Below are 12,973 nucleotides of genomic sequence, written 5' to 3' on the forward strand. Positions count from 1 at the left end.
GGTTTCCCGCGAACGGCGGTCGGTCAGCGGGTCCCGGCCGTCAGCTCCCGCACCACCCGCGTCGCCACCGGTACGTCCACGCCGTGCCGTTCGGCCGCGCGCAGCAGGGCTCCGCCGATCGCGTCCAGTTCCAGCGGGCGGCCCGCCTCGGCGTCGCGCTGCATCGACGACCTGGTGGCCGGGGCGAAATTGTCGTAGCGGGCCAGGGCCTGGGCGGGGTCCGAGGGGCCGCCGGAGGCCAGGCTCACTGCCGCCGTCTCCTCGACCAGTGCGGTCAGTTCGTCGCGGTGGCGGGTGCGGACGTCGCCCAGGGGGAGCCCGTACCGGGTGGTCAGCAGGGCGAAGGGAGCGAGGAACGACATCTTCGCCCACAGTGCCGCCGTCTCGTCGGGCAGGACGCGGGTGACCGGTCCGGCGGCCGTGAAGGCGGCGGCCAGCGTGTCGAGGCGCTCGCGCGGTACCGGGTCGCCGGCCAGGTCGATCTCGACGAAGGGGCTCGCGTGTTCGATCACGCCGGGTGCCGTACGGGTCGACTCGACGCGGATCACGGCCGGGGCGACACGGTCGGCGCCGTAGCGGGCGCGCAGGTCGGCCGGGTGTTCGATGCCGTTGAGGAACGGTACGACCAGGGCGTCGCCCAGTGCCTTCGCCGGGACGCGTTCCAGGGCGGCGTCGAGGTGGGTGTGCTTGACCGTGACGAGGACGGCGTCGACGGGGCCGGACGCCTCCGTCAGCCCGGTCGCCGCGTCCACCTTCGCCGTGAACTCGCCGAACCGGCCGCTGCGGACGCGGATTCCGTCCTCGCGGAGCGTGCGCGCGGTGTCCTCGCCGGACAGGCAGAGCACGCGGTGGCCGGCCCGGGAGAGCAGGGCGGCGAGGAGGCCGCCGACGCCTCCGGGGCCCAGGACGGCGACGGCGAGGGGCTGGTTCGGTGTGTGGTCGCTGGAGGTCATGTCCCCCACAATCGGGGCGGTGATCTGCCGTATTCCAGTGCCGCTCCAGCATGTGGACTCGGGTGGGCGAGACTGGAGGCATGTGCCGCAGTATCAAGACCCTTCGCCCGCCCGTCATCCCCGAAGAGGCCACCGAGGACGAGATCAGGGCCGCCGCCCTCCAGTACGTCCGCAAGGTCTCCGGCTTCCGCACCCCGGCCGCCCACAACCGCGAGGTCTTCGAACACGCCGTCGATGCGATCGCGGCGGCCACGGCCGAACTCCTTGCGGGGATCGAGGTCCGTGGTGGGGGTGGTGCGACAGCAGCTCGGCGCGTGTCCTAGGACGCGCGCCGAGCTGCCGCTTTTAAGGGGCGCGGGGAACTGCGCGACCAGCCCCCACCGGCCGGTGGTCAAAGAACGACCGCACGACCGCACAATCGGGGGAGCGCTAACTCACCGTCCACTTCTGGTTGTCCCCAGTGCCACAGGCCCACAGCACCATCTGCGTACCGTTGGCCGTGCCCGCACCGTACGCGTCCAGGCACAGGCCCGCGTTGACGTTGGTGATCGTGCCGTTGCTGTTGACGTTCCACTTCTGGTTGTTGCCGCCGTGGCAGTCCCAGATGACGACCTTGGTGCCGTTGGTCGTGCCGTTGTCGTAGGCGTCCAGGCACTTGTTGCCGTACACCACGAGTTCCTTGCGTGAGGTGTACGTCCAGGCCTGGTTGCGGCCGCCGTTGCAGTCCCACAGCTCGGCCTGGGTGCCGTTGGTGATCGTGTTGTTGTAGATGTCCAGGCAGCGGCTCGACTGGGTGCCGACGACCAGGTTGCCGTTCGTACCGGGCACCGGCTGGACGGTCAGCGTGCCCAGGGTCGGGCCGTTCGTGACGGCGAGCGTGTTGGCGGCGCCCTTCGAGAGGGAGACCTGGACGGAGATCGTGCCCGGGGTCGAGCCGGTCGGCGGGAAGGACACCGTGGTCGAGGTCTGGCCGTTGACCTTGAGGGTCGCCGTACGGGCCGTGCTCGTGTTGTTCGTGTACGTGAAGTCGGCGACCGCGAGACCGGTGTTCGCCGCGTTCACGGCGGTGTAACTGCCGGCGGAGTTGGGCTCGTACGCGCTGGTCGCCGCCTCCGTGCCGCCGGTGATCGAGAGCATGACCGAGCCGCCGGCCGGGACACTGGCGGTGTAGCCGGTGGCGTACGAGCCGATGTTCGTCCGGCTCCACAGGTCACGGACGGTCGCGGACGCGCTCGTCAGGCCCAGGTCGGCCCAGCGGACGGTGATGTTCTGGGTGGAGGAGGTGCGGTTGAGGAGCACGGCGGCACGCTTGCCGGTGCCGGACAGCGTCTTCCCGTACACCTGTGCGCCTGTGACGTCCTCGGCGACCTTGACGCCCTGGAGGCCGCGCGCGTCCTGGTCGACGGCGATGACCTCGGGGTTCTTGAGGATCGCGGCGGACTCGGCGGTCATCGTCGAGAGGTTGTTGCCGGCCAGCAGCGGGGCGCCGGAGATGGCCCACAGCGCCATGTGGGTGCGGTTCTGGGCGGCGGTGAGGCCCGTCATGCCGACCATCAGCATGTCCGGGTCGTTGTAGTAGCCGGTGTGCTGGGCGGTGGGGTGCAGGCCCTGGTCGTAGTTGGACAGCATGTTCGACATCGAGGGGCTGTTGCCCCAGAAGATGATGTCGGTGCTGGTCCGGTACAGGGGGGCGAGGCCCGGGGCCCAGTTCCAGGTGTTCTGGTAGCCCCAGTTGCAGATGGAGAGGGTGAGCGGGCGTCCGGTGGTGGCGGACGCGGTGGCCACCGCGTCGCTGATCGCCTTGTACGTGGTCGCCGCGTCGAGTCCTTCGGCGTCACCGCCGCACCAGTCGACCTTGACGTAGTCGAAGCCCCACTTGGAGAACTGGAGCATGTCCTGCTCGTAGTGGCCCTCGCTGCCGCTGCCCGGGGCGGCGGGGCGGCCCGTCGGGTAGTAGTAGCCGCAGCCGTCCTTGCCGGCGTCCGTGTAGATGCCGGCCTTGAGGCCCTTGCTGTGGATGTAGTCGGCGATGGCGCTCATACCGCCGGGCCACTCGGACTCGTCGATGGTGATGTTGCCGGCACTGTCCCGAGTGCCCTGCCACCAGCCCTCGTCGATGTTGATGTAGTTGTAGCCGGCCGCGGGGAGGCCTGCCGCGACGAACGCGTCGACCTGGCCCTTGATCACGTTGTAGTCGATGACCGCCGCGAAGCTGTTCCAGGAGGCCCAGCCCATGGGGGCGGTGGGGACCGGGATCTGGCGGGTGGAGGCGGCGACGGGGGTGGTGTTGTCGAGGGTGGGGGCTTCTCCGGCCTGCGGCTGGGCGAAGACGAGGGCTGCGGCTGCCGCTGTTGCCAGGGCCAGGGCGCGGATCGCTGTGCGTCTGAAGAGGGATGAGCGCGGCGGGGGGTACATGCGGCTCCCGAGGGGTTTGGTCGGTATTTCGAACTGCGATCGGCGAACCGAACGAGGGGGGCGCGCTGAAATTAGAGCGAGGGGAGGGTGAAGTCAACGGTTGTGACAGAAGGGGTTTTCCCAACCGGGGGAATTCGGGCGGGGCTTGGGGTGCCTAAAGGGGTGGGGGGTTCTGTTGTGAGGCGGGTGCGGGTCCGATGTGGCTTGTCGCGCAGTTCCCCGCGCCCCTGAAGGGCGCGTCTCCTCAACGCCCGTTAAACAGGAGCCCCTTGCCCGCCCGATACTCGTGGGCGGCGCATCAGGAATGCTGCTCCCGCGCCCGCGCCGAACAAGGCTGCCACCGAGACGCCTGTTGCCAGCCAGGTTGCGCCCAGCCATTGGCCGCCGAAGTAGCCGAGGGCGACGCTGTAGGCGGCCCAGGCGAGGCCGGCCACGATGGACCAGGGGAGGAACTCGCCTACCCGGCGGTGGGCGGCGCCGGCGCCGAGGGAGACCACCGAGCGGCCTGCCGGGGCGAAGCGGGCGACGACCACCAGGATGCCGCCGCTGTGGGCGAGGGCCTGGCCGAGACGTTCCTGCGCGCTGGTCAGGCGTCGGGAGCGGGCGATCGCGCGGTCCAGTCGGGCCCCGCCGTGCCAGGCCAGCCGGTACGCCACCAGGTCGCCGAGGACCGATGCCGTGGCCGCGCACAGGGTGAGCGCCAGGATGTCGGGGACCTCCTGCGGTACCTGTCCGGTGGCCGCGCCCGAACCGGCGGCGGCAGCCGTGGCGGCCGTGATGACCAGGACGCCGCTCGGCAGTACCGGTACGAGGACGTCGAACAGGACGGACGCGCCCACCAGGGCGTAGATCCAAGGGGTCCCGGTCAGTGACCCCACACTCTCAAGCACCGCAGACTCCCCGTGACTCCCCCGTTCGCCCGATCTCGTGCCGCTACCTCGCGGGGGAGCGGCGGGCGGCGTGTGACAGCCATACAGCGTACGCCTGGGGGCGGACAGGAGATCCACCGGGGGCTCATGTGTTCGCCACACCATGTTCACTCCGACGCACGCGGTGCCCACCCCCTGGATGCGGGGATGGGCACCGGAGTGTGGATCGGGTTGTGTCAGGCCGCTACCGGCGTCTTGTCCCGGGACGTCTTCGTCGCGGACGAGGAGCGCTTCGCGAACAGCCGGTCCACGCCGAAGGCGCCGGAGCCGGTGAAGACCAGCAGGAAGAACGCCCAGCAGAAGGCGGCGGCCAGTTCGCCCTGGTTCTGGATCGGCATGAGGGCGTTGGGCTGGTGGACGTCGAAGTACGCGTACGCCATCGCGCCCGAGGCGATGAACGCGGCGACGCGGGTGCCGAGGCCCAGCAGGACCAGGCTGCCGCCGACCAGTTCGATCACGGCCGCGTACCAGCCGGGCCAGGTGCCGGCCGCGACGGTCTCCTCGCCGCCGAGGACGCCGAAGAGCGAACGGGCGCCGTGGCAGGCGAAGAGCAGGCCGACCACGATCCGGAAGAGGCCGATGGCGTAGGGCTGAGCGTTGTTGAGGCGAGCGGACATGTGGGGGATGTCTCCTTCGGTCTGAATCGCTCCGTCCGGGGGACGGGGCGTTCCTGGGGGATGAACCGAGCGGGTAGTCCACCGTAGGGGGGCCTAATCAATGCTTGCAAGTTCAACATTTGGCCACCGCTTTGCCTTCGGACGGGCCTCCGACTCCCCCTCCGGTGTGCCGATTTTCGCAGGTGGGAATGCCTGTGAGGTCATGCGCAGCACTGCCCGTGCCACCGCGTCCGCGTCCGAGAGTGTGACCGAATCCACGCCTGGGCGGGCCCCGGCCGCGGTCACCCAGTGCACGCCCTCTGTGGGCACCCCGAACGCCAACCTCCGTGCCTGGGGCCGACCTTGACGGTCCATCAGGAGGTATGGACGCAGGGTCACGTCCAGTCCGCCGGTCTCGTAGCCGTCTATGACATGGGGCCTCGCTCTGCCCGTCCCCAGGAGTTGGGCGAGGAGGGGGTCGGCCGTGCGGCGCAGGTCGGGCTCCGGCAGCCGTGCCTCTATGAGCGAGGTCACGCGTACGGCCGAGCCCGGCACGTCGGGGGAGTGCGCCACCCAGGCCCCGTCCTCGGCCCGCACGTCGAGGCGGGGTCCGAGTATCTCCACCACGCCCGCCGCCACCAGGGCCGTCAGCTCCTCGACGCGTCGCCGGGGCGGTCCGATGGACAGGAAGGCGTTGAGCGGGGTGTACCAGCGGTCCAGGTCGTCCCGGCGCGAGTCGCCCGGCAGTCCGCCGTGGTCGACGATCAGCCGCAACTCGTTGCGCAGGTCGCGCAGTACGTCCTGGGCGGCCTTCACAGGCCCGTCGACGTTGCCCAGCGCGGCCTGGGCGGCGTCCTCGCGCAGATGGGTCAGCAGCCAGCTCCGCCAGGCGGTGGCATCGGGGAAGACCTGTCCGGCGTACGGCCGCGAAATCCGCTCCCAGGACCAGCGGTCGGCCTCCGGAACGCCGAACTCGTCGAGTACGGCCGCCTCTTGGGAGGTGCCGTGCGGGGCGGCGAGGAAGCGGCCTTGGAAGTCGTCGAGCAAGTCGGGCGATCCGAGCGACTGGGCGGTCGACTCCCGTGTGCGCAGCAGGGTTTCGTAGTAGACCGTCTCGACCTCCTTCGCCACCAGGGGCCATATCTCGGTGCGGAAGTCGGGTGCCTCGCCGGAGACGGCGCGTTTGCGGAAGCCGGCTGTCGCCTCGTCGGTGAGGACGAGCGGGGTGTGCCTGCCGTACGGGCCCTTCGCGTTGTCGCCGCGCGCCTGGTACGGGATGCCGCGCCGCGAACCGGCGTAGAGGCGTGGTTCGCGTCCGGAGGGAACGTAGCGCAGTCCGCCCTCGGGGCTGTGCGTGAAACGGCCGCCTCGGCCCGTCGTCAGGAGGGTGAGGTGGTCGAAGAAGTTGAGGCCCAGGCCGCGCAGCAGGACCGGTTCGCCGGGGGCGAGCGGGGAGAGGTCGACGTCGGCCGGGTTGGCGGGCGGGACGTGGCAGAGGCCGTGCCCGGTGGCGTACGAGGTGAGGCGCTGCTGTTCCTCGTCCGGGAGGAGGGGGAGGTGGCCCTGGGCGAGGACGACGGCCGAAAGGGCGGACAGGGTACGGCCGTTGGCGAGGGTGAGGGTCTGGCTGCCGTCGGGGGCGTCGTCGAGGCGGATCGCGCGGCTCGTGTGGGTCTCGACGTGTACGGCGGGCGGCGCCTCGCGCACGGTCTTCGCGAACACCCACTCCAGGTAACGCCCGTAGTGGGCGCGGGTCGGGTAGTCGTCCGGCCCCAACTCGCCCGCGTCCACGCCCTGTTCGTCGCGTGCCCACTCGTACAGGCTGGGGCCCGGGCGGACCGGGCCCGAGCAGTCCACGCTGTCGTCGGTGAAGAGGGTCACCTGGCAGGCCACCGTGTTCATCAGCAGCCGGGGCGACTGCGAGGTGCGCCAGACCTGGCCCGCGCCCGGCGGTGCCGGGTCGACGACATGGACGGTCAACCGGGCCCCGGGCGCCAGGAGTTCCGGCGCGGAGGCGCAGAGACGCTCCAGCACGCTGGTGCCGCGCGGCCCGGCACCGACCAGGGCGACGGACACGGAGGGGGGCCGGGGCGTGGCCTCCGGGGCGGTCCTGGACGGCGGCTCGACGGGCGCTGGAGACAAGGGGGGTACTCCCGGGCGTGTGGGGCGCGATGGCAGCAGACCGTCCACTGGAAGCGGACGGTCCGCCTCATCATGCCGCCGGGAGCTGAGAGAGCCGAGCACCGGGGACGGGGATCGCCGCCGGTGTGGGATGCCTCACTGCGGAAGTCTCACCCGCTCAGCTGTGACTCCGTGACCGTCTCCAACTGTGGGCGGCCGCCCTTCTGCTCGCGGACCCGGTCCAGCCGCAGTCGGGCCGAACGGCCGTGCAGGGTCAGGGTCATCAGCATGTTGCCGAACCAGGGGCCGCCCGTCCGGCGCCACTTGACCGGTGGGTGCGGGACCCGGCCGTGCCGGGCGAAACGGCGGCCCAGGGCGCGGCCCAGACCGCTCCAGCCCAGGCGGAAGCCGACCCTTATGTGGAGAGGGATGGCGTTGTGGACGGGGGAGCAGGTCAGCTGCAGGACGCGGGCGTCCGGGCGGTCGGCCTCGGGCCAGGTGGGCTCGGCCGCGTACGCGTGGTGGACGTCTCCCGACAGGACCAGCACCGTCGCCGGGGCCTCGGGGCCCGAGCCGGCCTCCGCGATCAGAGCGGCCAGGTCGGCGAACGAGGTGGTGAACGCCGCCCAGTGTTCGAGGTCGGCCGCGCGGCGCAGCTTCTCCCCGAACCGGGCCCAGCGTTCGCCCCGTTCGCCCCGGCACAGGGCCTCGTCCCAGGCCTCGGCGTCGTGCACGAGGTGGGGGAGCAGCCAGGGCAGCGAGGTGCCGATGAGGAGATGGTCGTACGAGCCGGGGGCGTCCAGCGCCTGCTCCCGCACCCATTCCGCCTCGCCCGGGTCCAGCATCGCGCGGCTGTTCTCGTCGAGCACCCGGGCCGCCCTGCTGTCCACCATCAGCAGGCGTACGCGGCCGAGGTCGCGCCGGTAGCTCCAGCGGACCGAGGCGGCGTCGGCGTCCGCCTTGGCGGCGAAGGCGCGCAGGACGTCCGTACCGTCGGGGCTCTCGCGTACGGCCGCGTACAGCGGGTCGGTGGCGAGTTCGGCCGGGGTGAGGTTGCCCAGGTGCTGGTGCACCCAGTACGACATCAGGCCGCTCAGCAGCCGCTCGCGCCACCACGGGGTCTCCCGCATGTCGGCCAGCCAGGCCGCGCTGGTGTTCCAGTCGTCGATGACGTCGTGATCGTCGAAGATCATGCAGGTGGGGACGGTGGACAGCAGCCAGCGGACCTCGGGGTCGAGCCAGGACTCGTAGTAGAGGTGGGTGTACTCCTCGTAGTCCGCGACCTGCGCGCCCGGCGGTTCCGACAGGTCGCGGCGGGCGGCCAGCCAGCGGCGGGTGGCGTCGGACACCTCGTCGGCGTACACCTGGTCGCCCAGCAGGAGGAGTACGTCCGGGCGCTCGCCCATGGGGTCGGCGGCCATGCGCGCGGCCAGGGTGTCCAGGGCGTCCGCGCCGACCGGGTCCTTGTCGTCGACGGGCGGCGCGGCCCAGCGGCAGGAGCCGAAGGCGACCCGGAACCCGTCGCCCTCCCCCTCGCCCGCTCCGTCCTCGGCGGTGCGGATGACGGAGGGCGGGAAGGGCGAGTCGGGCAGCGGCCACACGCGGACGCCGTCCAGGAACACCTCGTACGGTGTCGTCGTGCCCGGCGCGAGGCCGGTCACCGGGATCAGCGCGTAGTGGTGGCCCGCGACCTGGAAGGTGCGGGCGGTGCCGCCGCCGGCGCCCTCTGTACAGCGCGCCTCGGCGACGCACGGGCGGCTTGCCTCGACCCAGATGGTCGCAGCCGAGTCGTCGGCATACCTCAGCAGCGGTCCCAGGCGAAGTGTCGCCACGTGATCACCCTCCTCCGTCGCACCGTACGGTACGGACGACGGGGGAGGGCGGGGAGGTTCCGTGCATGGTGCATTTGGTTGGCGGGTCGGTCGGTGGCCTGTTCAGTGGCCGAACGGCCGCCCGCCGCTCAGGAGTTGATCAGCAGCTGGCGAGGTAGCTCGTGAGGGCGCTCTTCTCGGCCGAGTCGACCGAGAGGTCGTAGTAGTACTTCACCTGGACCCAGGCGCGGACGTACGTGCAGGTGTACGCGGTGCGGGAGGGCATCCACTCGGCCGGGTCCTGGTCGCTCTTCGACTGGTTCACGTTGTCCGTGACGGCGATGAGCTGCGGACGGGTCAGGTCGTTGGCGAACGCCTGGCGGGTGGCGCTGCTCCAGGAGTCGGCGCCGGAGTCCCAGGCCTCGGCCAGCGGGACCAGGTGGTCGATGTCGAGGTCGGAGGCGGCGGTCCAGGTGGCGCCGTCGTACACGGAGTACCAGGAGCCGCTGGTGGCGGCACAGGCGGAGCTGGTGACGACGTTCGTACCGTCCCGCTTCAGGACCGTCTCACGGGTGTTGCAGGTGCCGGAGATGGTGATCCAGTGGTTGAACAGGTCGCGGTCGTAGCCGGTGCGGTCCTCGGTCGCCACGGTGAGCGAGGCGAGGTAGGTGCGGGCGGTGGCGGCGCTGACCGGGGTGGGGAGAGCGGCGGAGGCGGTCGGACCGTTGAAAAGTCCGACCGAGGCTATGAGTCCGGTAAGAGCGGCGAGTATGCTGAGCCGTCGACGCGCGTAGAACTTCGGCATGCGAACTCCCTCGGGGGATGGGGGTGTTGAACGCGAGCGAGTGAATGGTCGCGTCGCAGTGTTGCCGGGGAATGAGCGTTGGGTAAGAAGTTAGTGACGTGCACATGTCAAGGCAAGGTTTTGGGCTGCTGATTTTCTCGGGCGCCGGCCGGCCGGGACGAATGGTGCGGTTGGTTCCGCTGATTCCACTGATTCCGTAACAGGCCTGGATGATGCGGAAAGTAGCGCCGTTTCGGACACCCGGCCCGGCCGTGAGGGCTACCGTGAAATCCAGGACCCGCGGTCACGGGGGCGCGCGGGATCCGCTGGGGGCTGCGATGGATCCGCTGGCGGTAGCGGTGGGAACGGCACTTGTCGGGGCGATGGCCACCGACTCCTGGCAGCAGGCGAAACGGGCGCTCGTCGCACTGTGGCGCCGGGTGCGGCCGGAGGCGGAAGCCGACACGGTGGGCGCGGAGTTCGGGCAGGCGCGTACGCGGTTGCTGGCGGCGCTGGAGGGCGGGGCCGTCCAAGGCGCTCCCTCGCCCGTGGTGTCCGCGCTGGAGACGGACTGGCAGTTCCGGCTGCATCTGCTGCTGCGTGAACACCCGGACCTCGCCGGGGAGTTGCGGCGCGTCCTGGACGCCGAACTGACCCCGCTGCTGCCCGAGGAGGACGGCACCCGGGGCGGCACGGTGGTGATGAAGGCCCAGGCGTCCGGTTCCGGGCGGGTGTACCAGGCGGGCCGGGACCAGCACATCACGGAGCGGTGAACGGGTCGGAGGGCCGGCCGGCATCGTCGCCGGGGGACGATCCGCGCGTGTGGTTCCAGACGCCGCGACAGCAGGGGCGGGAGCAGGAGCAGGAGCAGGAGCCGTGCGTCGAGTTCCAGGCCCAAGTGTCTGGCAGCGCACGGGTGTTCCAGGCGGCGCGGGACCTCTACGCCGCCCAGCGGGATCTGCACGTCCACTACACGGACAGGGTGCGGGCGGCCCGCCGGGCCACCGCGGGCGCACGCCTCGACGACTGTCCGTACCCGGGGCTCTCCGCCTTCGGCCCCGAGCAGTCCGCATGGTTCTTCGGTCGTGACACGGCCACCGCCGAACTCCTCCTCCGGCTGGACGAACGGCTGCGCACCGGCGGTCCGGTGGCCGTGGTCGCGCCCTTGGGCGCCGGGAAGTCGTCACTGGCCGTGCACCTGTGGGACCTCTCCGCCCCTGCCCGTCCGAAGCGACCGACCACCAGCCCTCTCCAGGACGCCGCGTCGCCGGTTGCCTTCAGCCCGGAAGAGGACATCATGATCGCCGGCTGCTCCCCTGACGGTGACGACTACTCGCTGCCCTGACCCGTCGCGTACGATGGACGGCGCAGAAGGGGAGTAGCTCTTCGCCGGACCGTCGACATACTGCTCAGCTCGTCTGAGCCGGCGCCCGGAGGCAGGCCATGTGTGGCCCGCCAGCGAGACCTTCGGCCAGTAGTGCACTGACTGTGTGCTGCCGTGCCGAGGTGTCGTTCAGCGGTAACACTCTCGGTGGGGCGGCCCCGACCGATTGAGGAACCTTGATCAGCTTCACCGTGACGGCGCTTGTCTTCGGCGTCGTCTTCCTCGCCGAACTGCCGGACAAGACCGCCCTCGCCGGGCTCGTCCTCGGCACCCGTTATCGCGCCTCGTACGTCTTCGCCGGCGTCGCCGCCGCGTTCGCGCTGCATGTCGTGCTCGCAGTCGCGGCGGGCAGCGTGCTCACCCTGCTTCCGCAGCAGCTCGTCCACGCGCTGACCGGCGTGCTCTTCCTGGGCGGGGCGGCCGTGCTGCTCATGAAGAAGGGGGAGGACGAGGCGGAGGTGCGGCGGCCCGAGGACCAGTCCTTCTGGAAGGTGTCCGGGGCCGGCTTCATGCTCATCCTCGTCGCCGAGTTCGGCGATCTCACGCAGATCATGACGGCCAACCTCGCCGCCCGCTACGACGACCCGCTCTCCGTGGGGCTCGGTGCGGTGCTCGCGCTGTGGGCGGTGGCCGGGCTCGGGATCGTGGGTGGGCGGGCCCTGATGAAGCGGGTGCCGCTGGAGCTGATCACCAAGATCGCGGCCGTGCTGATGCTGGCGCTCGGGGTGTGGAGTCTTTGGGAGGCGGTGGCTGGGTAGGGAGGGGTTGCGGGTTGTGGGTGGGGGCGCTTCGTAGGTGGCCTGTTGGTGAACTGTTGCCGAAGGCGGTAGCGGGCGGCACCCTTTCTTTTGTACCGTGTGGGAACAAAGTGGCTCCCGCCCGTTTTCCCTGACCGGCGGGCGGGGCCGCCTTGGTCCCGTATCTGTGCTGTCCTGTGCCGTGCCTTGGAGTCTGCCGATGACGGTCCCCGCCGTGCTCACCGCCCGTGCCCTTCTCCTCGACATGGACGGCACCCTCGTCAACTCGGACGCCGTCGTCGAACGCATCTGGCGGCGCTGGGCCGATCGGCACGGGCTGGACGGCGACGAGGTCATGAAGGTGGTGCACGGGCGGCAGGGGTACGCCTCGATGGCCGTGCTGCTGCCCGATCGGCCCATGGAGCAGAACTACGCGGACAACGCGCGCATGCTCGCGGAGGAGACCGCGGATCTGGACGGTGTCGTGGCGATACCGGGCGCTGGTGCGTTGCTGGAGTCTCTGCGGGGGCTTCCGCATGCTCTGGTGACCTCTGCCGACGTGGCGCTGTCGACCGCGCGGATGGCTGCGGCGGGGTTGGCGCTGCCGGATGTCCGGGTGACCGCCGAGTCCGTCGGTGCGAGCAAGCCGGATCCTGAGGGGTTTTTGAAGGGGGCGGCCGAGTTGGGGGTCGACCCTGCGGATTGTTTGGTGTTCGAGGACTCTGGGGCCGGGATCTCGGCGGGGCGCTCCGCGGGGATGCGGGTGGTGGGGGTTGGGCCTCGGGCCCACTTTCACCGGCCTGATGTGGTGGTGGCGGATCTGAGTGGGGTGCGGGTTGAGAGCGTGGGGGGCGGGGAGTTGCGGGTGTACGTCGGTTGAGTGCTCCGCGGGGGAGGGTTGTGTTGAGGCTGCGGGCCGGTGGGGGTTGGTCGCGCAGTTCCCCGCGCCCCTGAAAGCCGGGCGCGGCTGTGGCTCTGGCGTTGTTGGCGCCCCGTGCGGTCCCTGAGGGTCGGGCCCGTCGGTTGAGTGGTTCGCGGGGGAGGGTTGTGTTGAGGCTGCGGGTCGGTGGGGGCTGGTCGCGCAGTTCCCCGCGCCCCTAAAAGCGGGTCCGTCTGTGGTTCTCGCGTTTTGATGCCCCGTGCCGCCTCCTAAAAGCGGGTCCGTCTGTGGTTCTCGCGTTTTGATGCCCCGTGCCGCCTCCTAAAAGCGGGTCCGTCTGTGGTTCTCGCGTTTTGATGCCCC

General features: G+C 70.8%; 12 protein-coding genes. 5 read left to right on the plus strand and 7 right to left on the minus strand.

Going from position 1 to position 12,973, the window contains the following annotated elements; genetic code table 11:
- Positions 1-23: 23 nt before the first annotated feature.
- Positions 24-953, minus strand: a complete 930-nt coding sequence (locus ACWCRB_RS14035) for a ketopantoate reductase family protein (protein WP_450996262.1) — start codon at positions 951-953, stop codon at positions 24-26.
- 80 nt (positions 954-1,033) lie between these two features.
- Between ACWCRB_RS14035 and ACWCRB_RS14040 the strand changes: the two genes are divergently transcribed.
- On the plus strand, positions 1,034-1,276 hold the full coding sequence (locus ACWCRB_RS14040) for a DUF2277 domain-containing protein (RefSeq protein ID WP_450996263.1): 243 nt from the start codon (positions 1,034-1,036) through the stop codon (positions 1,274-1,276).
- A 106-nt stretch (positions 1,277-1,382) separates the two neighbouring features.
- On the opposite strand, the gene ACWCRB_RS14045 is transcribed toward ACWCRB_RS14040, so the two are convergent.
- The 6 genes from ACWCRB_RS14045 to ACWCRB_RS14070 form a co-directional block, all read right to left on the minus strand.
- Positions 1,383-3,368, minus strand: a complete 1,986-nt coding sequence (locus ACWCRB_RS14045; protein WP_450996264.1) for an RICIN domain-containing protein — start codon at positions 3,366-3,368, stop codon at positions 1,383-1,385.
- Positions 3,369-3,622: 254 nt separating this feature from the next.
- Positions 3,623-4,258, minus strand: coding sequence for a DedA family protein (locus tag ACWCRB_RS14050; RefSeq protein ID WP_450996265.1), 636 nt, complete (start codon positions 4,256-4,258; stop codon positions 3,623-3,625).
- A gap of 215 nt (positions 4,259-4,473) precedes the next feature.
- On the minus strand, positions 4,474-4,914 hold the full coding sequence (locus ACWCRB_RS14055) for a DoxX family protein (RefSeq protein ID WP_405537915.1): 441 nt from the start codon (positions 4,912-4,914) through the stop codon (positions 4,474-4,476).
- Between the two features lie 93 nt (positions 4,915-5,007).
- The gene (locus ACWCRB_RS14060) at positions 5,008-6,969 is read right to left on the minus strand and encodes an FAD/NAD(P)-binding protein (protein WP_450996299.1); all 1,962 of its coding nucleotides are present in this window, start codon (positions 6,967-6,969) and stop codon (positions 5,008-5,010) included.
- A gap of 215 nt (positions 6,970-7,184) precedes the next feature.
- The gene (locus ACWCRB_RS14065; protein WP_450996266.1) at positions 7,185-8,846 is read right to left on the minus strand and encodes an alkaline phosphatase D family protein; all 1,662 of its coding nucleotides are present in this window, start codon (positions 8,844-8,846) and stop codon (positions 7,185-7,187) included.
- A gap of 139 nt (positions 8,847-8,985) precedes the next feature.
- Positions 8,986-9,630, minus strand: a complete 645-nt coding sequence (locus ACWCRB_RS14070) for an HNH endonuclease family protein (RefSeq protein ID WP_450996267.1) — start codon at positions 9,628-9,630, stop codon at positions 8,986-8,988.
- Between the two features lie 263 nt (positions 9,631-9,893).
- Between ACWCRB_RS14070 and ACWCRB_RS14075 the strand changes: the two genes are divergently transcribed.
- From ACWCRB_RS14075 to ACWCRB_RS14090, 4 genes are all read left to right on the plus strand, one after another.
- Positions 9,894-10,382, plus strand: a complete 489-nt coding sequence (locus ACWCRB_RS14075; RefSeq protein ID WP_450996268.1) for a hypothetical protein — start codon at positions 9,894-9,896, stop codon at positions 10,380-10,382.
- A gap of 47 nt (positions 10,383-10,429) precedes the next feature.
- Positions 10,430-10,954: an nSTAND1 domain-containing NTPase gene (locus ACWCRB_RS14080; RefSeq protein ID WP_450996269.1), complete on the plus strand. Its 525-nt coding sequence runs from the start codon at positions 10,430-10,432 to the stop codon at positions 10,952-10,954.
- A gap of 215 nt (positions 10,955-11,169) precedes the next feature.
- Positions 11,170-11,751, plus strand: coding sequence for a TMEM165/GDT1 family protein (locus tag ACWCRB_RS14085; RefSeq protein WP_235479473.1), 582 nt, complete (start codon positions 11,170-11,172; stop codon positions 11,749-11,751).
- 199 nt (positions 11,752-11,950) lie between these two features.
- Positions 11,951-12,610 (plus strand): HAD family hydrolase, encoded by a 660-nt coding sequence (locus tag ACWCRB_RS14090; RefSeq protein ID WP_450996270.1) that lies wholly within the window; start codon positions 11,951-11,953, stop codon positions 12,608-12,610.
- Positions 12,611-12,973: the final 363 nt, after the last annotated feature.

This window comes from Streptomyces sp. NPDC002156 (genome assembly GCF_053593675.1).